At 63.8% G+C, this 22,194-nt stretch carries 17 protein-coding genes and 1 tRNA gene; 12 read left to right on the top strand and 6 right to left on the bottom strand.

The window, feature by feature from the left end:
• The first annotated feature begins 20 nt into the window (after positions 1–20).
• The 8 genes from BGK68_RS00320 (at position 21) to BGK68_RS00285 (ending at position 11,487) form a co-directional block, all read left to right on the top strand.
• Positions 21–1,628 (top strand): methyl-accepting chemotaxis protein, encoded by a 1,608-nt coding sequence (locus tag BGK68_RS00320; RefSeq protein WP_075255431.1) that lies wholly within the window; start codon positions 21–23, stop codon positions 1,626–1,628.
• 383 nt (positions 1,629–2,011) lie between these two features.
• Positions 2,012–3,382 carry an aspartate aminotransferase family protein gene (locus tag BGK68_RS00315; protein WP_075255430.1) on the top strand — a complete coding sequence of 457 codons (1,371 nt, stop codon included), beginning with the start codon at positions 2,012–2,014 and terminating at the stop codon, positions 3,380–3,382.
• A gap of 91 nt (positions 3,383–3,473) precedes the next feature.
• A complete protein-coding gene (locus BGK68_RS00310) occupies positions 3,474–4,838 on the top strand; it encodes a DUF1329 domain-containing protein (protein ID WP_075255429.1) in 1,365 nt (454 codons plus the stop codon).
• 46 nt (positions 4,839–4,884) lie between these two features.
• A complete protein-coding gene (locus BGK68_RS00305; protein ID WP_075255428.1) occupies positions 4,885–6,630 on the top strand; it encodes a DUF1302 domain-containing protein in 1,746 nt (581 codons plus the stop codon).
• Positions 6,631–6,709: 79 nt separating this feature from the next.
• Positions 6,710–9,079 carry an efflux RND transporter permease subunit gene (locus BGK68_RS00300; RefSeq protein ID WP_075255427.1) on the top strand — a complete coding sequence of 790 codons (2,370 nt, stop codon included), beginning with the start codon at positions 6,710–6,712 and terminating at the stop codon, positions 9,077–9,079.
• Positions 9,080–9,119: 40 nt separating this feature from the next.
• Complete coding sequence (locus tag BGK68_RS00295; RefSeq protein WP_233149209.1) at positions 9,120–10,103, top strand: WD40/YVTN/BNR-like repeat-containing protein; 984 nt, start codon at positions 9,120–9,122, stop codon at positions 10,101–10,103.
• A gap of 93 nt (positions 10,104–10,196) precedes the next feature.
• Positions 10,197–10,808: an FMN-dependent NADH-azoreductase gene (locus BGK68_RS00290; protein WP_198937146.1), complete on the top strand. Its 612-nt coding sequence runs from the start codon at positions 10,197–10,199 to the stop codon at positions 10,806–10,808.
• A gap of 34 nt (positions 10,809–10,842) precedes the next feature.
• Positions 10,843–11,487 (top strand): cytochrome b, encoded by a 645-nt coding sequence (locus BGK68_RS00285; RefSeq protein ID WP_075255425.1) that lies wholly within the window; start codon positions 10,843–10,845, stop codon positions 11,485–11,487.
• A 41-nt stretch (positions 11,488–11,528) separates the two neighbouring features.
• On the opposite strand, the gene BGK68_RS00280 is transcribed toward BGK68_RS00285, so the two are convergent.
• The 4 genes from BGK68_RS00280 to BGK68_RS00265 all read right to left on the bottom strand — a co-directional run bounded on the left by BGK68_RS00280 (position 11,529) and on the right by BGK68_RS00265 (position 15,055).
• On the bottom strand, positions 11,529–11,822 hold the full coding sequence (locus tag BGK68_RS00280; RefSeq protein WP_075255424.1) for a hypothetical protein: 294 nt from the start codon (positions 11,820–11,822) through the stop codon (positions 11,529–11,531).
• A gap of 183 nt (positions 11,823–12,005) precedes the next feature.
• Positions 12,006–12,082, bottom strand: a tRNA-Arg gene (locus tag BGK68_RS00275).
• A gap of 89 nt (positions 12,083–12,171) precedes the next feature.
• A complete protein-coding gene (locus tag BGK68_RS00270) occupies positions 12,172–13,794 on the bottom strand; it encodes a glucan biosynthesis protein (RefSeq protein WP_083657693.1) in 1,623 nt (540 codons plus the stop codon).
• Between the two features lie 193 nt (positions 13,795–13,987).
• Positions 13,988–15,055: a type II asparaginase gene (locus BGK68_RS00265; protein ID WP_139972075.1), complete on the bottom strand. Its 1,068-nt coding sequence runs from the start codon at positions 15,053–15,055 to the stop codon at positions 13,988–13,990.
• A gap of 419 nt (positions 15,056–15,474) precedes the next feature.
• Between BGK68_RS00265 and BGK68_RS00260 the strand changes: the two genes are divergently transcribed.
• A complete protein-coding gene (locus BGK68_RS00260; protein WP_075255422.1) occupies positions 15,475–16,980 on the top strand; it encodes an AMP nucleosidase in 1,506 nt (501 codons plus the stop codon).
• Between the two features lie 89 nt (positions 16,981–17,069).
• Here BGK68_RS00260 and BGK68_RS00255 read toward each other — a convergent pair whose 3' ends face one another.
• Positions 17,070–18,308 carry a YbfB/YjiJ family MFS transporter gene (locus BGK68_RS00255; protein ID WP_075255421.1) on the bottom strand — a complete coding sequence of 413 codons (1,239 nt, stop codon included), beginning with the start codon at positions 18,306–18,308 and terminating at the stop codon, positions 17,070–17,072.
• A 98-nt stretch (positions 18,309–18,406) separates the two neighbouring features.
• Between BGK68_RS00255 and BGK68_RS00250 the strand changes: the two genes are divergently transcribed.
• Complete coding sequence (locus BGK68_RS00250; RefSeq protein ID WP_075255420.1) at positions 18,407–19,270, top strand: LysR substrate-binding domain-containing protein; 864 nt, start codon at positions 18,407–18,409, stop codon at positions 19,268–19,270.
• Positions 19,271–19,677: 407 nt separating this feature from the next.
• Here the strand turns inward: BGK68_RS00250 and nhaR are convergent, their stop codons facing one another.
• The gene (gene nhaR, locus BGK68_RS00245; protein ID WP_075255419.1) at positions 19,678–20,589 is read right to left on the bottom strand and encodes a transcriptional activator NhaR; all 912 of its coding nucleotides are present in this window, start codon (positions 20,587–20,589) and stop codon (positions 19,678–19,680) included.
• Positions 20,590–20,775: 186 nt separating this feature from the next.
• Between nhaR and BGK68_RS00240 the strand changes: the two genes are divergently transcribed.
• Together BGK68_RS00240 and BGK68_RS00235 are read left to right on the top strand one after the other, a co-directional pair.
• Positions 20,776–21,117, top strand: coding sequence for a TFIIB-type zinc ribbon-containing protein (locus tag BGK68_RS00240; protein ID WP_075255418.1), 342 nt, complete (start codon positions 20,776–20,778; stop codon positions 21,115–21,117).
• A gap of 62 nt (positions 21,118–21,179) precedes the next feature.
• Positions 21,180–22,157, top strand: a complete 978-nt coding sequence (locus BGK68_RS00235) for a TerC family protein (RefSeq protein WP_075255417.1) — start codon at positions 21,180–21,182, stop codon at positions 22,155–22,157.
• The last annotated feature ends 37 nt before the right edge of the window (positions 22,158–22,194 follow it).

The raw sequence follows: 22,194 nt of genomic DNA, 5'->3' as shown, positions 1-22,194 counted from the left end.
CCAAGCAGGGGGGAAGGAACATGAGGCAGTGGTTCGCGGGGTTCAGCATCGCCGCCAGGTTGCGGCTGGCGTTTTGTCTGCTGTTGCTCATGCTCATCGGCATGGCTGTCTTTTCCTATGACCGCATGAGCCGCATCAATACCCAGGTGGATCAGCTGGGGCGTATCAATGTCCCGGCCATGGAATCGGTCTCGGGCATCCGCATCGGCATGGCGCAATACCGCATGGGCGTGACGCTGTCGCTGCTGCCCGATGATGGCAGCGGCGGCAAGGCCGCCGAAGAGGCCAGGCGTGATGGCCTGGCCTATGCCGAGAAGTACCTGCAGATCCTGGTCGATTTCGCCAGCAATGACGACGAACGCGCCACCAGCCGGCAACTGGTGGCCAGCTGGAAAGCCTATCGCGAACTGGCCGGCAAGGCCGTGGCGCTGGCCCAGGCTGGCCAGTCGTCGGAAGCCCTGATGCTGGCCGCTGACAGCGCCCAGCCTTATGAGCAGATGGCCAGCATCCTCAAGTTCATCAGCGATTCGGTCTCGCAGGAATCCGCCGCTTCGGTCGTCGATGGCGAGCAGGCCTACCGCTCCGCCTGGCGCGCGCTCTTGGCCGTGAGCGTGGCGGCGCTGCTGTGTACGCTGGGGCTGGCGCGGCTGTTGATCCGTGGCATCGCCACGCCGTTGCGGCGGGCGGTGGAGGCGGCCAACCGCATTGCCGAAGGGGCGCTCGACCAGGACATCGTCGTCCACGGACGTGACGAGATCGCGCAACTGCTCTCGGCCATGCAGCGCATGCAGTACGCGCTGGTGGGCATCGTCGCCGGGGTGCGGCGCGAAGCCGAGCACGTGGCCACGGCCAGCGTCGAGATCGCTTCCGGCAACGCCGACCTCTCGACCCGCACCGAGGCCCAGGCCGCTGCGCTGGAAGAGACGGCCGCCACCATGAACGAACTCAACGCCACCGTCCAGAAGAATGCCGACGATGCCCGCGAGGCCAGCAGCACGGCGCAGCAGGCCAGCGCCGTGGCCTTGCAGGGCGGACAGGTGGTGCAGCAGGTGGTGCAGACCATGCGCGGCATCGAAGACAGTTCGCAGCGCATCTCCGAGATCGTCGGCACCATCGATGGGATCGCCTTCCAGACCAATATCCTGGCCTTGAATGCCGCCGTGGAAGCGGCGCGGGCGGGCGAGCAGGGGCGCGGTTTTGCGGTGGTCGCCACTGAGGTGCGCTCGCTGGCCCAGCGCAGCTCGCTGGCCGCGCGCGAGACCAAGACCCTGATCAATGAATCGGTGGCGCGCATCCAGACCGGTGCGCGCCTGGTGGACCAGGCCGGGCAGACGATGGAAGAGATCGTGGCGGCGGTGCGCAGCGTCTCGGCCATCGTGGCCCAGATCAGCCAGGCCAGCCTGGCTCAGAGCGGTGATATCGCCGAGGTCGAAGGGGCCATCCGGCAACTGGATGACGCCCTGCAACAGAATGCCGCCCTGGTCGAGCAGAGCGCAGCGGCCAGTGAAAGCCTGCGCCAGCAGGCCGGCAACCTGCTGGGGACGGTGTCGGTATTCCGCATTGCCGCCAGCCCGGTGCAGGACACGCTCCCGGCGATGACTCCGGGCTTGCCCTTGCTGGCGCAATGACATGATTTCTGGTGGTTGGATGTGAGTCCACGGCGCTTGACTGTGCCTTTGATGACGGCCTAGGCCGTCATTTTTTTTGCCTTGTCGGGCCTTTTTCTGTGCTTATTTCTCGCCGGAGAAGAGCGCCGCCACGTGCCGCCAGGCTGCACCGATATCGTGCGCCGAGGCCGGGATGGCGGGCCGGCGCAAATTATTTCCGTCCCCGTCCGGCTGCTCTTGATGACTTGCTCATTTGGGCTAATGGCTAATCCGGCGCAAGGGTTTTAATCCAGTCATGCCGCAAGGAGCAGATTGTCCGCCTCCTCGCGGCGCGGTTCCCGGTATCTCGCTTGCCACTGGCGCAGGCGGACACTCTCCCGAAAACGCTATGGAAAGGTAATTGTATGATCGAAGCAGAACTGGAGTCGCTCAACTTCGCCGACGCTCCCAAGATGGTAACGCCCAACTATCCCGGTCCCAAGACCGCAGCGGCGCTGGAACTGTCGGCACGCACCGAATCGATGGCGCGCGGCGGCGGTCGCATGCCCATCGCCATGGACCAGGCCTTCGGCGTGACCTTCAAGGACCCGGACGGCAATACCTTCATCGACCTTTCCGCTGGCGTGGGCGTGAGCAGCGTGGGGCGCTGCAATCCGCGCGTGGTCGAAGCCATCCGCAAGCAGTCCGAATCGCTGATGCACTCGATGGAAGTCAACAGCTCCAAGCGCACCGAGCTGGCCGCCAAGATCTCCGAGATCATGCCCGATGGCCTGCGCGGCGATTGCATCACCTTCTTCACCCAGGGCGGCAGCGATGCCCTGGAAGCCGCCGTCAAGTTCGCCAAGCGCGTCACCGGCCGGCACCAGATCATCGCCTTCCACGGCGGCTACCATGGCATCTGGAACGCCTCCAATGCGCTCACCACCGGCACTGCCTACCGCAAGGGCTTCGGTCCCTTCATGGGCGGCGTGATCCATGCGCCGTATCCCTACGCCTACCGCTTCCCCTTCGACACCAGCAACAAGAGCGCCGAGCAGATCGCCGGTGAATATGTCGATTACCTGCTCAACACCCCCTATACCGCGGCTGATGACGTGGCCGCCGTGATCGTCGAGCCGGTCCAGGGCGAGGGCGGTTACGTGCCGCCGTCGCCGGAGTTCCTGCAGATCCTGCGCAAAGCCTGCGACCGCAGCGGCGCACTGCTGATCGTCGATGAAGTGCAGGCTGGCGCTGGCCGCACCGGCAAGATGTGGGCGGTGGAACATTCGGGCGTGAAGCCCGACATGCTGACCTTCGGCAAGGGCATCGGCGGCGACATGCCCATGGCCGGCCTGGTGATGCGCTCGGACCTGGCCGCCAAGATCCCCGACGGTTCGCAGCCCAATACCTTCGCCGCCAATTCGATCTCGGCGGCGGTGGCGCTGACCAACATCAGCATCCTGCAAGACCCGCGCCTGGACCTGGTCAACCGCGCCCACACCCTGGGCCTGGAAGCACAGGAACGCATCCGCAGCTTCAACAGCCCCTGGGTGGGCGAGGTGCGCGGACGCGGCCTGATGATCGGCATCGAGCTGGTGGAAAACCGCGAAACCCGCGAACCGCTCTCGCGCGAGAAGCTGGGCAAGCTGATGGATTACGTGGTCGGTCATGGCGTGCTGATGATTCCTTGCGGCCGCTATACCAACGTCATGCGCGTGATGCCTTCGCTGACCATTCCGCGCTCGCTGATGTTCAAGGGGCTGGACATCTTCGGCGCGGGTCTGGCTTCGCTCTGAACCTGACAGGCAGGATGCCGGGCCGGGGCCGGGCATCCTGCCGGATTCCTCATCAATCGCAACAGGCTTGAGTCAATTGGAGAAAGTGGTCATGAAGAGAACGATCCTCGGTTTGTCCATCCTGGCGGTGGGCGCGACGCTGGCGCACGCTGCTTCGGTGCAAGATCTGGGCACTACCCTGACACCGCTGGGCGGCGACAAGGCCGCTGGCCAGGGCGTGCCGGAATGGAAGGCGGAAAACGTGGAACTGCCGGGCTGGTCCTATGGCAAGCTGCGCAAGGACTATTTCAAGTACAAGGATGAAAAGCCCACCGAGGTCATCGATGCCTCCAACGTGGACAAGTACGCCGACCATCTCACGCCGGGACAGGTGGCCCTGATCAAGCAGGTCAAGGGCTACAAGATGGATATCTATCCCACCCACCGCTACTGTGCGGCGCCGGACTTCGTGGTCGAGAACACCAAGAAGAACGTGGCCGATGGCAAGATCGGCGCTGACGGCTGGAGCCTGGCCGAAGCCAATGTGCCGGGCATTCCTTTCCCCTTGCCCAAGACCGGCCTGGAAGTGATGTACAACAGCAAGATGCGCTATCGCGGGATCGGTGTGGACTTCCCCAATACCATCACGGCAGTCTCGCCGCGCAAGGGCAGCAATGAGTGGATCAAGGCCAGCCAGCAGTTGACGCTGTTCTATCCCTCCAACGTCAAGGGCAGCACCAAGCTCTCCACGCTGGGCGGGGTCGAGTTCTACACCTACGTCGCCTATTCTTCGCCCACCGCACTGGCCGGCCAGGCGCTGACGGTGACCACCTACCTGAACCGCCCCGGCGCCGAGACCTTCTACTACTTCCCTGGCCAGCGCCGCGTGCGCCGCATGCCGTCGTATGCCTACGATGCACCGCAGATCGGCATGGAAAACCAGTACACCATGGATGAGCCGACCGTCTTCAACGGCACCATGGACCGCTTCGACTGGAAGCTGGTCGGAAAAAAAGAAATCTATATCGCCTACAACAGTTTCGGGGCCAACAACTTCAAGGCCAATTTCGACGACATCGCCAAGCCTGACTTCGTAGCCGAGAACGCCCGCCGCTACGAGCTGCACCGCGTCTGGGTGGTGGAAGCCACGGTCAAGCCGGGTGTGCGCCACCTGGCACCCAAGCGCACCTTCTATGTCGATGAGGATAGCTGGAACCTGGTGCTCTCCGATGACTACGACGCCCAGAACAAGCTGTGGAAGCACCGCGAGGGTTACATCATTCCGGTCTATGAGACCGGCGCCTGCGACCTCGCCGGCTTTGCCCAGTACAACCTGGCCGAAGGCCGCTACCTGATGGATTCGCACTCGGCCGGCACCGGCAAGGACATCCACTGGGAAACCGAGGCCAAGGACAATGCGCGCCTGCGCGACAACTTCTATAGCGCCGACAACCTGCGCGCCATCAGCGACCGCTGAGCCCAGCGCTCCGCTCTTTGACATACCTTACGGGGAAGGGAAAACCATGAAGATGCAATTGCGTAAGAAGCTGCGGCGCACGGGATCGGCGCTGCCACGGATGTTGCCGGTGGTGTTGCCGTTGATGGGGGCCTGTCTGTATTCGGGCAACGCCCAGGCCTTTACCTTCGAGACCGAATCGGTCTCGGGCAACTTTGACTCCACGGTCACGCTGGGCGTGGGCATCCGCGCCGCCAAGCCGGGTTGCAGCAGCATCATCGGCACGGTCAACGGCGGCCAGCCCTCCGGTCCGACCGGCGCCGGTGCGCCGGCGGGCTGTGCTGACTCGCTGTCGCAGTACAACGACCAGGGCAACCTGAACTATGACCGGGGCAGCGCCTTTACCACCTATCTCAAGGGCACCCACGAGCTGATGCTGAAGCTGCCGGACGATTTCAAGTTTCTGGGCCGGGTGAGCTGGATGCGCGACTTCGCCGCCGCCACCAGCACCACCGGCTATGTCAGCGGCGGTGGTGGCAGCACCTTCCCCGGCAATGCGTCCGGCCAGGTCAGCAACAAGACACGCTTGCTGGACCTGTGGGTGAGCAAGGAGTTTTCCATCGGTGACCAGCGCGCCCGCCTGCGTGTGGGTAACCAGGTGGTCAACTGGGGCGAGAGCCTGTTCATCCCGGGCGGTATCAACCAGACCAACGCGCTGGACCTGATGCGCCTGTCGCAACCGGGTACGCAGATGAAGGAAGCGGTATTGCCCGCACCGATGGTCAACTTTGCTACCGGCCTGGGCAAGGGCTTCAGCATCGAGACCTATCTGCAGCAGGGCTGGCAGCGCAACTACTTCCCGCCGGTGGGCAGTTACTGGTCGATTGGCACCATCGGCAACGGCGCGACGGAGCTGGGCGTGCCGACCACCAGTACGCCGCGTTCCAGCGGCCAGTATGGCGTGGCGCTGCGCTATAGCCCCAAGGACAGCGAGATGAACTTCGGCCTGTACCTGATGAACTACCACGACAAGTCGCCGGTGATGTCCACCTCGACCTCGTCGCTGTCGGGCTTCGGCTATTCCTACCTGCAGGACCGCAAGATGATCGGCGCCAGCATGAACTTCCCGGTGGGTAACTGGGCGGTGGGCACCGAATTGTCGTATCGCCCCAAGGACCCGATCACGCTCAACACCTCCACCGCCGGCAACAGCCCCACCACCAACGGCACCGGCTGCCTGGCCAATGGCAATTGCTACGTCGAGACTGCCAAGTACCAGCTGGCCGTCACGGGCATGTTGAGCATGACGCCCAGCGACAATCCGACCATCCTGAAGGCACTGGGCGGGGCTGATACCGCTACGCTGATGGCCGAAGCGGTGGGGATCTACTATCCCAACATGAAGAGCGCCTACCAGGGCATCCCGGTGGCCGCCGGCAACTGGGGCTGGGGTTACGACACCTCCGCCAACGCGCGCGCCACCGGTGCCGGTACGCCGCCCAGCGTCGGTACTGCGCTTTCCTATGGCTACAACCTGGACTTCAGCTGGGTCTATGACGGTTCGCTGATCCCGGGCTGGCAGGTGGTGCCGGAGATCTTCTACTTCCAGGCCTTGCATGGACGCACGCCCAACTTCGCGGGCACCTTCATGCAGGGGGCGAAGTCGGCCAACTTCATCGTCAGCTTCATCCAGAACCCGGCCAAGTGGCAGTTCTCGCTCAACTACGCCATGTTCTGGGGCGGCGACACGATCTTCGACCAGCCGCTGCGGGGTCGCAATTTCGTGGGCGCCACCGCGACCTACAACTTCTGATCCCGGTCGGACTGCGCCCTCTCGGAGGGCGTAGTCCGTTCCGGTCGTGTCATGTCTTTCCTGCTGGACTAGGATCACTATGCGTTTTCTCAACGGCTTTCTCAGCCTGGCGCGCCTGGAGGCGCTGGCGTTCCGCGCGCGGGTCGCCATCCTGCTGGCGCTGCTGGCCTTCACGGCGCTCATGGCGGTGTTCTCGCTGCAACTGCGCATGGACGCCGGCTTCGAGAAACAGATTCCCTCGGACCATGAATACGTCGCCACGCAGCATCAGTACCGCGACGAACTGTTCGGGGCCAATCGCTTGAACATCGTGCTGCGCGCCCGCCACGGCAGCATCTGGACCAGGGAAGGGCTGACGCGCCTGAACGCCATGACCCAGGCCGTCATGTTCCTGCCCAACGTCAATCGCCTGGGCGTGCAGTCGCTGTGGACGCCCAATACCTTCGTCAACGAGATCACTGAAGAAGGCTTTCGCGCCGATCCCGTCATCGCGGGCACTGTCACGCCTGAGAGCTTGACGCCCGAGGTCATCGCCAGCATTCGCGACAGCGCCAACAATGGCGGTTTCGTCGGGACGCTGGTCTCGCGCAAGCAGGACAGCGCCATGATCATTGCCGAGATCAATGAATTCGACGCCAACGGCAAGAAGGTCGACTACCTGGCCTACAACAAGCTCTTGAACGACCTGCGCGCCAAGTACGAGAACGCCGACTTCGAGGTGCAGATCATCGGCTTTGCCAAGCAGATCGGCGATGTGGCCGATGGCGCCCAGGGCGTGCTCAAGTTCTGCATCATGGCCTTGCTGCTGACGGCGCTGGCGGTGTACTGGTATTGCCGTTCGCTGCCCTTTACGCTCTTGCCCATCCTCTGTTCGCTGGTGTCGCTGGTATGGCAGTTCGGTACCTTGCACCTGCTGGGTTACGGGCTGGACCCACTGGCGGTGCTGGTGCCTTTCCTGGTATTTGCCATTGGCGTGTCGCACGGGGTGCAGCAGATCAATTACATCGTGCGCGGCATCGCTGCCGGCATGGGCTGCGAAGAGGCGGCGCGCGCCAGCTTCCGTGGCCTGCTGGTGCCGGGCGTGCTGGCGCTGGTGACGGCCTTCGTCTCCTTCATCACGCTCACGCTCATTCCCATACCCATGGTCAAGGAGCTGGCCATCACCGCCTCCATCGGCGTGGGCTACAAGATCATCACCAACCTCTTCATGCTGCCGCTGGCGGCCTCGCTGCTGAAGGTGAACAAGGCCTATGCCGACGCCGCCATGCGCGCCCAGCAGAAGCGTGCGCGCTGGCTGCAGGTGTTTGCTCGCGCTGCCCATCCGCGCAATGCCCGCGTGATCGTGGTGGTGACGCTGGCGCTGTTTGCGGCCTCGGTCTGGTACAGCAGCGATCGCCTGGTGGGCACCTTGCAGGCGGGGGCGCCCGAACTGCGCGCCGATTCGCGCTACAACCTCGATGCCAAGTCCATCTCGGACAACTATGACACTGGCCTGGACTGGCTCTCGGTGATCCTGGCCACGCCCGAGAATTCCTGCGACAAGGTGGCCTTCGGGCGCTACCAGGAGCAGTTCGATGCGGCCATGCGCCATGTGCCGGGAGTGATGTCGGTGAGCTCCTTCGCCGAGCAGATGAAGATCTACAACGAAGGCTACAACGAGGGCAATCCCAGCATGTATTCGGTGCCGCTGGACCCGGCCAACTATGCGGCGCTGGCGGTGGAGATCGGGCGGGTGCGCGGCTTCCTCTCCAAGGATTGCAGCATGCTGGCCACCCACCTCTACCTGACCGACCACAAGGCCTCGACCATCAACGGCATCATCGCGGCGGTCAAGCAGTATCGCGCCGCGCACCCGCTGCCGGGCCTGACCATCCGCCTGGCTGCGGGCAATGCGGGCGTGATCGCGGCCGTCAATGAAGAGGTGGAAAAGTCGGAGCTGCCGATGATGCTGTATGTCTATGCCGCCATCATCGTGCTGGTGTTCGCGGTCTATCGCGACCTGCGCGCCGTTGTGGCCTGCTGCCTGCCGCTCACCGTGGCCACCTTCATCGGCTATGCCTTCATGAAGCAGTTGCAGATCGGGCTGACCGTGGCGACCTTGCCGGTGATGGTGCTGGCCGTGGGCATCGGTGTGGACTATGCCTTCTACATCTATAGTCGTCTGCAGATGCACCTGGCCGCTGGCGAAGCCATCGCCGTGGCGCTGGAGAAATCGATCCAGGAGATCGGCGTGGCCACCATCTTCACGGCCATCACACTGGCCATTGGCGTAGCGACCTGGTCCTTCTCGCAGCTGAAGTTCCAGGCCGACATGGGCAAGCTGCTGGCCTTCATGTTCATCGTCAACCTGATCATGGCCATGACCGCCTTGCCGGCCTTCGCGGTGGTGCTGGAACGGATGTTCCCGCGCAAGGGCAAGATCAAGGTCAACAGCATGATGAACCATTGAGGCGGCAGGGCAAATGATGATGCACGGGAGAATCGATGTGATGAACGTCTGTAAGACATTGCTGTGGCTGGCGCTGGCGGGTTGCAGCGCGCTGGCGGCGGCGCAGGGAATGGAGCCGGTGCCGGTGCGTGCTGCCGTGGCGGATCGCTTTGCCGATCGCGCCATGATGCTCGATGCCGCACTGGCCGGCGAGCGTGTGGTGGCGGTGGGGGCGCGCGGGGAGGTGATCCTCTCCGACGATGGCGGCAGGCAATGGCGGCAGGCGCGCCAGGTGCCGGTGGATTTCACGCTGACCGCGGTGAGCTTTGTCGATGACAAGGAGGGCTGGGCGGTCGGACATGGCGGCGTGGTGATCCATACCGCCGACGGCGGCGAGACCTGGCAATTGCAGCGCAGCGCCACCGATGTGGACCAGCCCTTGTTTACGGTCTATTTCCGCGACCGCCAGCATGGCTGGGCGGCGGGCTTGTGGTCCTTGCTGTTGCAGACCGAGGACGGCGGCAAGACCTGGACCACCCTGCACCTGCCGGTGGCCGCCGGCAGCAAGCGCAGCGACCTGAACCTGCTGCGCTTCTTCCCTGGCAGCGGCGACACGCTCTATCTGGCCGCTGAGCAAGGCACGCTGTTCCGCACCACCGATGCTGGCCAGCACTGGGACCTCCTGGCTACCGGCAGCAAGGCTTCGCTATGGAGCGGGGCGGTGGTGCAGCCTTCGGGGGCGCTCATCGTGGCCGGCCTGGGCGGCAAGCTCTTGCGCAGCACCGATGGCGGCAGCCAGTGGCAGACCGTGGCGCTGCCCACCAGCGGCTCCATTACGCGGGTGCAGGCCACGCAGGGATTGCTGACTGCTTCCTCGCTGGAAGGCAAGATTCTGCAAAGCCGTGACGAGGGCGCGACCTGGCAGGTCTTGTGGAGTGCGCCGCAGGGCTTGACGACGATCCTGGTGAACCGCCTTGGGCAGGTGCTGCCCTTTTCCAAGGAGGGCGTGCTCAAGCCCGTTGAAGGCGTGGCGGCCAAGCCTTGAGACGCTGCGCATCGTCTTTTGCATAAAAGATATAAGCGATATAAACGGTATAAACGATATAAATAATTTCAATTCTTTGATTGATGGATGACCATGAAACTCCTGCATCTCGACACCAGCATCCTGGGTGAACATTCCGTAAGTCGCCAGCTTTCGGCCGATATCGTGGCGCGCCTGCGCAGCCTGCATCCGGACCTGGAGGTGATCTATCGTGACCTGGCCGCTGCTGCACCCCGGCACCTGTCGACACAGCACCTGGCCGCCTTCGGTGGGGCCGAGGTGGAAGATCCGGCCTTGCGCGCTGACCTGGCGCTGGGCCAGGCCTGCCTGGACGAATTGCTGCAGGCCGACCTGCTGGTGATCGGCGCGCCGATGTACAACTTTTCGCTGCCCTCGCAACTGAAGGCCTGGATCGACCGCGTGGCCGTGGCCGGCACTACCTTCGCCTATACCGATGCCGGTCCGGAAGGCTTGCTCAAGGGACGCCGCGCCTACATCGCCTCGGTGCGGGGCGGGCAATATGCGGAGGGCACGGCCGAGGCGGCGCTGGATCATCAGGAGCGTTATCTGCGCGACCTGCTGGGCTTCCTCGGCATCGTGGATGTGAGCGTGGTGCGCGCAGAAGGGGTGGCCATGGGCGACACCGAGAAGGCGCAGGCGCTGGCAACTGCCGCCGAGCGCATTGCTTCGCTGCGCATGGATTAAACTGGCGCCGCATTTGCGCAGAAGAGGGAAGATCATGCTGAAAAACACCACCGAGCGTTTCGGTTCCATCGCCAAGCTGTTCCATTGGTCCATGGCTGCGGCCTTTATCCTGGCCTACATCGTGGTCTATTACGTGATCTGGTTCATCGATCCGGAGACCAGCATCAAGCCGGCCTTGTTCGGCATCGAACCCAATGGCGCGCTGGTGATTCCCTTGCTCAATATCCACTGGGTGCTGGGCGTGAGCATCGGGGTGCTGGTGGTGCCGCGGCTGATCTGGCGCATCATCAATGTGGAACCGGCGCCGGTGCCGGGCAGCGCCCTGGAGCACCTGCTGGCGCGGCTGGCGCACTGGGCGTTGTACCTGTTCATGATCGTCATGCCGTTGACGGGCTATCTCAATACCTACGATCCGACCAATTTCGGGCTGTTCGTCATTCCGGCCTTCCGCGAGACGGCGCTGTTCGCCTGGATCGCCAGCACCTGGCAGCTCACGGCTGAGCAGGTGGAGACGCCCATCTTCGCGGTCCACAAGTTCCTGGGCGACTGGGTGGTGTGGGTGGTCGTGGCCCTGCATGTGGCGGCGGCGATCTTCCACCACCGCGTGCGCAAGGACGCGACCTTGACGCGCATGCTGCCGGCGGCCTGGGATGGCCAGGCCGGGCAGAAGCGTGACTGAGTGCGGCTGATGCGCCGCTGAGTGCTTGGGACAGCGCTAGTTCAGGCTCCTACGGGCGGCGCGAAATCGCCGTCCTTGCGCGCAGTGGCATCGGCCGTGGCGGGTTGTGACGGTGCGGCGCTGTTGGGCGTGTGCTGCTGGGCGGGAGGGGCGACCATGCTGCTTTCCTGCGCGACGGCTTGCATGTCTTGTTCACCCAGGGTACGCGGCATGCCGGCGTCGGTCTCGGCGCGGCGGCGACGGTTGATGTCGTCGTACTGGCGCTTCACGGGTCGGGCGCAAGCCAGCATGGCCAATGACCCGGCAGCCAGCATGAAGAGGGAGAGCTTTTTCATCGCGGCTCCTGTACAGAGGTAGAGGGAAGGGGAGCCTTGATTATCGCCAGCGGGGCGGTTTGCGCATGTCGGACGACGGCGCAATCGCTCGTCGGTGAGCGCGAGACATTGAGGATGAGCTTGGCGGTGATGCGCAAAACAAAAAAGGGCCCATCTTGCGATGGACCCTTTTTTTACTACATATGGTGCGGCTGGCAGGAATCGAACCCACGACCCCTTGGTTCGTAGCCAAGTACTCTATCCAGCTGAGCTACAGCCGCGAAAGAACGAGATTATAAGGAGCTTTTCTAAAAAGTACAAACATTTTTTCGAGGGCAGGTAAAAAATATCTTCAAGCGCTTCAACAGCCTCAATACACTTCGCGCGCAATGAAGGGATGGTACTGGAACAGCCAGGTCTCGCTCAGCGCTTGCCCCTGGTGGCGCAGGAACAGACGCAGCTCAACGGCCTCTTCTCCTTCTGCGGTGAGATCGAACTGCGCGCGCCAGTGGCCCGGCACGCCATTGGGCAGGGCTTCCGTGTAGACATAGGAAATGCTGCCGCGTGAGGTGCTGATGACGGCCTCGGGCTTTACCCCGAAAGGCAGGGCTTGCAGCGGCGGCCCCTTGAACTCGACCATGAACTTGCGCACCTGCGGCGGACGCGGCTGTCCCGGCTGGCCGCCGCGTCCCAGCCGCGTGGCCACGCAGCGCGCCAGTGCGCTGGGGAAGGGCGTCTCGCTCTGCCAGTGCAGGCGGTAGCGCAGGTGATATCGGTCTCCGGCCCGGGCGGCAGCCTTGGGCACCCACATGGCGACGATGTTGTCGTGGATCTCGTCATCGGTGCGCAATTCGATCAGTTGCACCTGGCCTTCGCCCCAATCTCCCAATGGCTCTACCCAGAGGCTGGGGCGGCGCTCGTAGTGGACGCCGTCGAGGTAATGGTCGAAGTCGCGGTCGCGCTGCATCAGTCCGAAGCCGCGCGGCTGGCGGTCGGCGAAGGTCGAGGCCATCGTGCGCGGCGGGTTGTTGAGCGGTCGCCACAGGTGCTCGCCGGCGCCGTTCCAGATGGCCAGGCCGTCGGAATCATGCACTTCCGGCCGCCAGTCCACGCCGGTGCCTTTCACCGTTTCCGAATACCAGTACATGGAGGTGGCCGGGGCCAGTCCCAGCCGTTCCACGTCGCGGCGCAGGAACAGCTGCTTGTCGATCTCCATCGTCACGCCCTGGCCGCGCTGCATGGCGAAGCGGTAGGCCCCGGTGATGCTGGGGCCGTCCAGCAGGGCATAGACCACCACGGTATCGCTGCCGGGCGCGCCGGGCTCGAAGAAGAACTGGGTGAAGTCGGGGAATTCCTCGCTCTTGCCGGCCACGGCCACGTCGATGGCCACGCCGCGCGCGGACAGGCCGTATTGGTAGAGGTCGCCGATGGCGCGGAAATACGAGGCTCCCAGGAAGGCCACCCAGTCGTTCTTGCGCCAGTCCTTGGCCTGCTGGTCACCCAGCCGGCTTTCCTGGAAGCGGAAACCGGCAAAGCCGCTGCCCGGGGGCAGGGCGTGGGCGGGACTGTCGGCGGGCATGTCGAAGTAGTCGTCGCGGTAGCGCAGCTCGCGCGCCTGGGTTGGCGCCGTGGCGTCGCCCGCTCCCTCCAGCAGGAACATGCGCACCGGGACGCGGAAGAATTTGCCGAGGTGGAAGAAGGTCAGCGGGAAGGGGCCTGGTCCGGTGGCGAAGGCGGCCCGGTCGGGCTTGAAGCGGATCTTGCCGTGGGCGTCGTAGTCGATGCGGTCGAGGATGGCCGCCGGCGCCGCAGGCGCTGGCTGGTAGGGCGTGGCCGCCATCTGGCGGGCGCGTTCGATCAGCTGCGCCAATGAAAAGGGCTGGGGCGCGCTGGTTTGCATGCCCTGCGCGGCCACTGCGCCGGACGGCAGGCCCAGGGCGGATAAGGCGGCAGCGCCGGCAGTGGCGCTGAGGAAACGGCGGCGGCTGGTCATCATCTTCTCCTGTGGTCGTGCTCGCCGGCCTGGCCGGGATAAATTGACTCTGGTGAGTTCTGGCGAACTCTACAGAGTGAGCATGGAGGAGCTTGGTTCCACCCAAGCGGCCGCCCAATAAAAAGCCCGCTGCACAGGCAGCGGGCCGGGACCAGCACGGTGATGCGTCAGGCGCGCGCAGCGCCTGGCCGGATCAGTACTCCCAGAACATCTTCTGGATTTCCTTGGTGTCGGTGGTCTTGGTCAGGGCCAGCATCAGCAGGATGCGGGCCTTCTGGGCGTTGAGGGTGTCGGAGACGACGAAGTCCAGCTTGTCGTCGTCAGCTTCGCCATTGCGCGCCACGATGCCTTGGCCCACGCGGCTGGAACGCACGATCACGACGCCCTTCTTGCGGGCTTCGGTCAGCGACGGCACCACGGTGTTGTTCAGGCTGCCATCGCCCACGCCAGCGTGGATGATGCCCTGTGCGCCGGCGGCCACGAAGGCGTTCAGTGCGATCGGGTTCATGTTGGCGTAGCCGTAGACGATGTCCACTTGCGGCAGCTTGTCCAGGTTCATGATGTCGAACGGGGTGTCGACAGTGTTCTTGCGGGTGGACTGGCGATAGAAGTACGGCTTGCTGCCCTGGATGTAGCCCAGGAAGCCCAGTTCAGGCGTCTTGAAGGTATCCAGGGTGGAGGTGTTGGTCTTGGTCACTTCGCGGCCAGCATTGATCTGGTCGTTCAGGGTCACCAGCACGCCCTTGCCGATGGCTTCCTTGGAGCCGGCCAGCAGCACGGCGTTGTACAGGTTGATCGGGCCGTCAGCGCTGATGGCGGTGGAGGGACGCATGGCGCCCACGATCACCACCGGCTTCTTGCTCTTGACCACCAGGTCCAGGAAGTAGGCGGTTTCTTCAATGGTGTCGGTACCGTGGGTGATCACGATGCCGTCCACGTCGCTCTGCGCCAGCAGGGTGTTGACGCGCTTGCCCAGCTTGAGCCAGGCGTCGTTGTTCATGTTCTCGCTGGCGATCTGCATGACCTGCTCGCCGCGCACGTTGGCGACCTTCTTGAGCTCGGGAACGGCGGCGATCAGGGCGTCCACGCCGACCTTGGCGGCGGTGTAGCCGACCGTGGTGGTGGTGGTCGCGCCGGTGCCGGCGATGGTGCCGCCGGTGGCCAGGATCACCACGTTGGGCAGGTTTTGCGCTTGCGCGGCCGCGGCGGCGACCAGGCAGAGCAGGACCAGGAAGGGTTGGAAGATTTTTCTGATGAGCATGTGTGCCTCTGACTGTGGATTGGATATTGTTGTATGGACTGCGCCAGCCGGTCTGATCCGCTACTGCCCTGGATGGATGAGCCGTTCCACGGCGCAGCGCCCACACGATAGCACTGGCTCGCGTGAGGATCAAAGGTTTTTTTAGAGGGTGAGAAAGCTGCACCGGGAGCGGGATTGCCTGCACCTTGATGAGCCTTTGCGGCACCATTGCAGAGCGTGCCGATGCTGTCTGACTCGCAACTGACAGGGCACTGACGGCGCTCTGGTGCGGCCCTTGCCTTGCACTGCCGGAGAAGTTGCACTCTCGGGTAAGATGGTGCTGCGCACAGCAATTCCGATGAATGACCGGCCACGACCGGCCGCGCCGTGCCAGCGCACGCCACACCGGGTACGGCGCGCGGCGATGATGGAGAATCATGATGTTTGCCACCGAAAAATTTACCGACCCCGACGCCGCCTATGCGCGCGTGCTGGAGATCTACGAGCACAACACGGCCATCCTGCGCGATGCCTTCCGCCAGTTCTCCAGCGGACAGCCGATGGATCAGCAGCGGGTGCGGGCCTGCTATCCCTTCGTCCGCATCACGACCGAGAAGTCCACCCATACCGATACCCGGCAGTCCTTCGGCTTCGTCGCCGGCCCTGGCTGCTACCAGACTACGCTCACGCGTCCCAAGCTGTTCCATCAATACCTGCTGGCGCAGTTCCGCCTGATCTTGCAGAACCATGAAGTGCCGCTGGAGGTGGGCGTGAGCGACATGCCCATCCCCGTGCATTTCGCCTTCCCTGAAGGCATCCACGTCGAGGGCAGCCTGGACCCTGAACACCTGCGCACGCTGCCGGATCATTTCGATCTGCCTGACCTGGCGGCCATGGATGACCGCATCGCCAACGGGACCTATGAGGTGGACAACGGCGCCTGGCGCGAAGGTCCGCATCCGCTGGCGCTGTTCACGGGGCCGCGCATCGATTATTCGCTGCACCGGCTGCGCCATTACACGGCGACCTCGCCGGACCAGTTCCAGCGTTACGTGCTCTTCACCAACTATGCCTTCTATGTCGATGAGTTCGTGCGCCTGGGCCGCCGCCTGATGGAGCCCACCGACGATCCGGACGAGCTGGCCTATCGCCGCCAGTACACCGCCTTTGTCGAGCCCGGCAATGTCACCACCTGGAGCGCCAACCAGGAAGGCGCCGAGACCCGCGCCGCTTCCGGCGTGGCGCCGGCGCGCCAGCCGCAGATGCCGGCCTATCACCTGCAGCGCGCGGACGGTAGCGGCATCACCTTGGTCAATATCGGCGTGGGTCCCTCCAATGCGAAGACGGTCACCGACCACGTCGCCGTGCTGCGTCCGCACGGCTGGCTGATGCTGGGCCACTGCGCCGGCCTGTCGGCCTCGCAGCGCATGGGCGACTACGTGCTGGCGCATGCCTATGTGCGCGATGACCATGTGCTGGACGACGACTTGCCGCTGTGGGTGCCGATCCCGGCGCTGGCCGAAGTGCAGCTGGCCTTGCAGGACGCCGTGGCCAGCATCACCCGGCTGGATGGCTATGAGTTGAAGCGCATCATGCGTACCGGCACGGTGGCTTCGGTGGATGACCGCAACTGGGAACTGCGCGACCATCGCACGCCGTTGTTGCGCTTCTCGCAGAGTCGCGCCATTGCGCTGGACATGGAGAGCGCTACGGTGGCGGCCAACGGCTTCCGCTTCCGCGTTCCCTACGGCACCTTGCTGTGCGTGTCGGACAAGCCGCTGCATGGCGAGATCAAGCTGCCCGGCATGGCCAATACCTTCTACGAGCAGCGCGTGGCGCAGCACTTGCAGATCGGTATCCGCGCGCTGGAGCTGTTGCGCAACAATGGCATCGAGCAGGTCCACAGCCGCAAGCTGCGCAGCTTCGCCGAGCCGGCCTTCCGCTGACGCTTTGCTTCTTGGTGGTCGCTGATGGTCGCTGACGCCCGCACCCCATCGGGGTGGCGGGCGTTATTTTTTGGTGGACGCGGCGGGACTCAGTGGCGTGGCAGGCGGTGGGTGCGCGTGAGCCGATAGTAGAGCGCGGCGCCGATGAGCAGGGTGATAGCCGCCACGCACAGGGAAGGCGTGAAGGAGCCACTCGCATGGACCAGCGAAGTGGCCAGCGGCGGGCCGGCGATCTGGCCGATGCCGTAGGCGGCCGTCATCAGGGCCATCAGGCTGCTGGCCTGTTCGCGGCGCAGGCGACGCGCCTCCCGCATGCCGAACAGGGTGATGGCCGTGAAGGGCAGCCCCAGCAGCAGGCAACTCAGCGCAAAGCCCCAGGCGTTGGGGACGAGGATGGAGAGCAGCACGCCCGCTGCCTGCATCAGGTAGGCTGCCGTGAGCAGCAGGCGTTGGTCAGTGTGGACCGACAAGCGGGTGGCGCTGAAGGCCCCCGCTGCTACCGACAACCCGAAGATGGGCCAGAAGTAATCCGGCCAGGCCGAACCCGGCAGCGCCTGGCGCGCGATCACCGGCAGGAAGGTGGCGGTGATGATGTAGCCGAAGCCGGCGATGCCATAGGCAATGACTTGCACGGTGACTTCCCGTTTCTGTCGGGGGGACTCCTGTGCGCTGGCATCGGGGGTGGTCGCCGTGGCGCTGGCCTGGCCCTGCCCGGCGTCGAAGCGGAAGGTCTGCCAGACCAGGGCGGTCAGTCCCAAGGCGATGATGCCGTAGGCGATCCAGCCGCCTGCGGCCACCCAGCCGGCCGAGATCATCGGTCCGGTCAGCAGGCCCGTGAGCGCAATGCCCAGTCCAGGACCGCAGAAGATCACGCCGCCCAGCTCGGGACGCTGCAACTGCGTGAGCTGGTGCAGGCACCAGCCTGCGGTGTAGACGAAGACGTAGGCGCTGGCCACGCCCGAGAGGAAACGCATCATCAGCCACAGCCAGTTCCATTGCAGCAGGCCCATGCCCAGCGTGAGCAGGATGGTGGCCACCAGGCCGATGCGCAGCATGCGCACGCCACGCTTGCTGCGATGCAGCGCGCAGGCCATGGCGCCGACGAAATAGCCCAGGTAGTTGGCCGTGGCCAGCCACCCACCCATCTGCAGGTTCAGGCTGCCTTCGTGCAGCATCAGCGGCAGCAAGGGCGTGAAGGCGAAACGCCCGATTCCCATCGCCACCGACAAGGCCACCATGCCGGCCAGGCAGACCTTCCAGGACAGGCGGTTGCGCTGCGCCGGCGAGCGCGGCAAGGAAGAGGCTGGGGCGGTGGAAGACTGGGGCATGGCGAGCTGGGCATGAACAATGAGCGACTATGCTATCGTGTTTCAATCATTCGAAAAAATGAATAATAAGGATGAATCCATCTTTATTGGAGATAGATATGGAACTGGCCGAACTGGAGATCTTTCGTACCGTGGTCGCCGAGGGCGGGGTCACCCGCGCGGCCGAGCGGCTCAACCGGGTGCAATCCAATGTGACCACGCGTATCAAGCAACTGGAGCAATCGATGGGGGTGCCGTTGTTCGTGCGGGATCGCCGCCGCATGGTGTTGACCGCTGCCGGCGAGGCGCTGCTGGACTATGCCGAGCGCATCCTCGACCTGGCCCAGGAGGCCAGGCAGGCCGTGGCTCCGCAAAGTCCGCGCGGACGTCTGCGCATCGGTTCCATGGAGAGTGCTGCCGCCAGCCGTCTGCCGGGGCCGCTGGCCGAGTTCCACCAGCGCTGGCCGGAGGTGCGGCTGGAACTGTCCACCGCGCCCACCGACGTGCTCATGGCCCAGGTGCGCGCCTGCAAGCTCGATGCAGCGCTGGTGGCCGGGCCGGTGAGCGATCCGGCCTTCGACGCCACGCCGCTGTTCCGGGAAGAGCTGCTGCTGGTCACGCCGCGCAGCCACCGGCGCGTGCGCGCGCCCGAGGAGGTGATGCTCGATACGCTGATCGTCTTCGAACAGGGGTGCGCCTATCGCCGTCATGCCGAGGCCTGGTTTGCCGGTCACGGGGCCGGCCGCCAGCTGCCGCGTACGCTGGAACTGGCCTCGTATCACGCCATCCTGGCCTGCGTGTCGGCCGGGGCGGGCGTGGCCGTGGTGCCGCGCTCGGTGATTGCCATGCAGATGGAGCCGCACGGCTTCGCCACCCACTCATTGGGTCGCGATGGCCGCATCACCACCTTCCTGATCAGCCGGCGCGAGCGTTACAGTGCATCCTTCCTGGCATTGCGTTCTTTACTTATCGCCAGCGTTTGATATATTTGATTCATAGTGGCGGTTGTAAATATGTGTTTTTTTGCAGCATGCCTGCAGCATATGAAGAGGGTGTAACCATTTGTAAAAAGCGCTGCCTCGGACGTCTGATTTTCTTATATTGAAGTTCCCCCTCCATTCTCCCCCCCGAGAATGGGATTTACCCCACGGACAGCAATGGACGTGGGGTTTTTCTTTTCTCCCGACGCTTTTCATTTCCTCGTTTGCCCGCTTCCCGCCTGGGTTTGCGGCGCACCAATGTCCATTGTCAGGGTTTTGTCAACTTGAGGGTGTCAGCCTTGTCCTGTTGTGTGGGAATGCATTCTCACGCTGGTCTGATCACGGTATCTGTTAGGAAAATGGCCCGCCCTTGTTACAGGCAGCGCAGTCATCGTCCTGCTTTCAGCGGCTCAGCGCACACTGCCCACGATGAGATTGCCGCGCGCGGCCGACTGGATGGCCAGCACGGCGGGATGGGTCAGCTTGCGCTGTACCGAGATGGCGTAGAACTGTTCGCGGATGGCGTCAGTGCGGCCGATCTCCACCAGTCCGTATTGCTTGCGGATCTGCGCCGCAATGGCGGCAGGTGCGGCGAAGATGCCTGCGCCAGCGTCGCCGAAGGCCAGCAGCAGGGCGCCGTCATCGAATTCGCCGGTGATCTGCGGGCGGATCTTTTCCTTCTCGAACCAGCGCAGCAGGCGCGGGCGCACGGCCGCATCTTCGCCGGGCATGAGGAAAGGCGCGCCATCGAAGCTGGCGGGGAAACCCTTGCGGTAGCGCCTGGCCAGCTCAGGGGTGGCGAAGAAGCTGGTGTCGCATTCGCCCAGCAGGTGGTGGTAGCCGCGCACGTCGACATTGGGCGGCATGGGACTGTCGGCGATGATGATGTCCAGCTTGTGCAGCGCCAGATCGGCCAGCAGCACATCGAGCTTGCCTTCGCGGCAGATGATGCGGATCGGGTCCTCCATGGCCAGGGCGCTTTCCAGCAGCAGGTAGGCAATCGCCTTGGGCACCGCATCGGCCACCCCCACCCGCAGTTGCAGGGCGCGGCCGCCCGGGCGCAGGCGCAGCGCCTCTTCCAGCTCCTCGCCGATGCTGAAGATGCGTTCGGCATAGTCAAACACCATGCGACCTTCATCGTTGAGTTCCAGGCGGCGGCCCACGCGGCGAAACAGCGGGTAGCCCAGGCTTTCTTCGAACAGGCTGATCTGGCCGCTGATGGTCTGCGCCGTCAGGTGCAGCCGCTCGCTGGCGCGCGCCACGCCACCGGTCTTGGCGACGGTCCAGAAATAGTGCAGGTGCTTGTAGTTCAGGCCAGCCATCAGGATTCCTTTTGCGCAAGCTTGCGTGATGTCACGCAAATCTGATACTTCGGATTTTCCGATGGATTATCTCAGAATATTCGAATTTTCATTCGTATCGATTTCACCTAGAGTAGCGCCATTGTCCGCAGCCGATATCGCCGCGCATCGGAGCGGAACGGCCACTGTCATGAAAGGAGAAGCCTGATGAAATGTCCCGTCTGTACATCCCAGCATCTGCTGATCTCGGAACGCCAGGGCATCGAGATCGACTATTGCCCGCAATGCCGCGGTGTCTGGCTTGATCGCGGCGAGCTCGATAAGCTCATCGAGCGTTCGGCGACAGCCACAGCGGCACCGGTGCCGGCCCAGCGTCCTGCGGCGCCTGCGCAGGATATGCGCTTCGGGCATGGCGGTCGTGGCGGTGAACACGCGGGCTACGAGCGTCGTGAGCATCACGGACAGAGCCATCATCACGGTGGTGGCTATGGCTACGATGCCAAGCGCAAGAAGAAGGGTTTCCTGGGCGAGATCTTCGATTTCGACTGAAGGCGTCGCCGGAAGCCATCAACACCAAGCTGGATAGATAAAACAAAGAAGAGAGGTCAATCGTGAATGGCGTAGAAAGCTTTGCCAGCTGGCCCATGTGGGCTGGTTTCATCCTGTTCGTGCTGGGTATGCTGGCGGTGGACATGTTCGCTCTGGGCGGTCGCAATGCCCACCGTGTTTCGCCCAGGGAGGCGCTGGGCTGGTCGGCGGTGTGGGTGTCGCTGGCCTTCCTGTTCGCTGGCCTGATGTGGTGGTATCTCGATGCCAACGTGGGGCGCGAGTTCGCCAACCAGAAAGGCGCCGAGTTCCTCTCCGGCTACCTGATCGAGAAGGCGCTGTCGGTGGACAACATCTTCGTCTTCCTGATGATCTTCAGCTACTTCGCCGTGCCGCCTGAAATGCAGCGCCGCGTGCTGCTGTATGGCGTGGTCGGCGCGATCGTGATGCGCGCCGTGATGATCCTGCTGGGCGCCTGGATGATCGCGCAGTTCAGCTGGATCCTGTACGTGTTCGGTGCGTTCCTGGTCTTTACCGGCGTGAAGATGCTGATCTTCGCCGACAAGGAAGCGGACCTCGGCGACAACCCGCTGCTGCGCTGGCTGCGCGGCCACCTGAAGATCAGCAATGACTACGACGGCGAGAAATTCACCACCCGCGTCAATGGCGTGCGTTACTTCACCCCGCTGATGCTGGTGCTGCTGTTGATCGAGATTTCCGACGTGATCTTCGCGGTAGATAGCATTCCGGCCATCTTCGCCATCACCAAGGATCCGTTCATCGTCTTCACCTCGAACATGTTCGCCATCATGGGTCTGCGTGCGCTGTACTTCCTGCTGGCTGATTCGGCAGAACGCTTCCACCTGCTCAAGTATGGCCTGGCGCTGGTGCTGCTGTTCGTGGGCTGCAAGATGCTGGCGTCCTACTGGTTCCATGTGCCGGTGGTGTGGTCGCTGTCCATCGTGGGTGCCATCCTGGTGGTCTCCATCATTGCCAGCCTGGCGCTGAGCAAGGACAAGAAGAAGGAAAACACCGCCGCCTGATCGGCGCTTGTCAACAATTCAACGTGGGGCTTACCCG

This window comes from Herbaspirillum camelliae (assembly GCF_001929405.1).
Lineage (GTDB): Bacteria > Pseudomonadota > Gammaproteobacteria > Burkholderiales > Burkholderiaceae_D > Herbaspirillum > Herbaspirillum seropedicae.
This window is presented reverse-complemented; position numbering and strand designations above follow the sequence as displayed.

What these genes read in the sequence shown, in the direction of transcription:
- BGK68_RS00320 (WP_075255431.1), top strand. Translation starts at nt 21, where the DNA reads ATGAGGCAGTGGTTCGCGGGGTTCAGCATCGCCGCCAGGTTGCGGCTG.
- BGK68_RS00315 (WP_075255430.1), top strand. Translation starts at nt 2,012, where the DNA reads ATGATCGAAGCAGAACTGGAGTCGCTCAACTTCGCCGACGCTCCCAAG.
- BGK68_RS00310 (WP_075255429.1), top strand. Translation starts at nt 3,474, where the DNA reads ATGAAGAGAACGATCCTCGGTTTGTCCATCCTGGCGGTGGGCGCGACG.
- BGK68_RS00305 (WP_075255428.1), top strand. Translation starts at nt 4,885, where the DNA reads ATGAAGATGCAATTGCGTAAGAAGCTGCGGCGCACGGGATCGGCGCTG.
- BGK68_RS00300 (WP_075255427.1), top strand. Translation starts at nt 6,710, where the DNA reads ATGCGTTTTCTCAACGGCTTTCTCAGCCTGGCGCGCCTGGAGGCGCTG.
- BGK68_RS00295 (WP_233149209.1), top strand. Translation starts at nt 9,120, where the DNA reads ATGAACGTCTGTAAGACATTGCTGTGGCTGGCGCTGGCGGGTTGCAGC.
- BGK68_RS00290 (WP_198937146.1), top strand. Translation starts at nt 10,197, where the DNA reads ATGAAACTCCTGCATCTCGACACCAGCATCCTGGGTGAACATTCCGTA.
- BGK68_RS00285 (WP_075255425.1), top strand. Translation starts at nt 10,843, where the DNA reads ATGCTGAAAAACACCACCGAGCGTTTCGGTTCCATCGCCAAGCTGTTC.
- BGK68_RS00280 (WP_075255424.1), bottom strand. Translation starts at nt 11,822, where the DNA reads ATGAAAAAGCTCTCCCTCTTCATGCTGGCTGCCGGGTCATTGGCCATG.
- BGK68_RS00270 (WP_083657693.1), bottom strand. Translation starts at nt 13,794, where the DNA reads ATGACCAGCCGCCGCCGTTTCCTCAGCGCCACTGCCGGCGCTGCCGCC.
- BGK68_RS00265 (WP_139972075.1), bottom strand. Translation starts at nt 15,055, where the DNA reads ATGCTCATCAGAAAAATCTTCCAACCCTTCCTGGTCCTGCTCTGCCTG.
- BGK68_RS00260 (WP_075255422.1), top strand. Translation starts at nt 15,475, where the DNA reads ATGTTTGCCACCGAAAAATTTACCGACCCCGACGCCGCCTATGCGCGC.
- BGK68_RS00255 (WP_075255421.1), bottom strand. Translation starts at nt 18,308, where the DNA reads ATGCCCCAGTCTTCCACCGCCCCAGCCTCTTCCTTGCCGCGCTCGCCG.
- BGK68_RS00250 (WP_075255420.1), top strand. Translation starts at nt 18,407, where the DNA reads ATGGAACTGGCCGAACTGGAGATCTTTCGTACCGTGGTCGCCGAGGGC.
- nhaR (WP_075255419.1), bottom strand. Translation starts at nt 20,589, where the DNA reads ATGGCTGGCCTGAACTACAAGCACCTGCACTATTTCTGGACCGTCGCC.
- BGK68_RS00240 (WP_075255418.1), top strand. Translation starts at nt 20,776, where the DNA reads ATGAAATGTCCCGTCTGTACATCCCAGCATCTGCTGATCTCGGAACGC.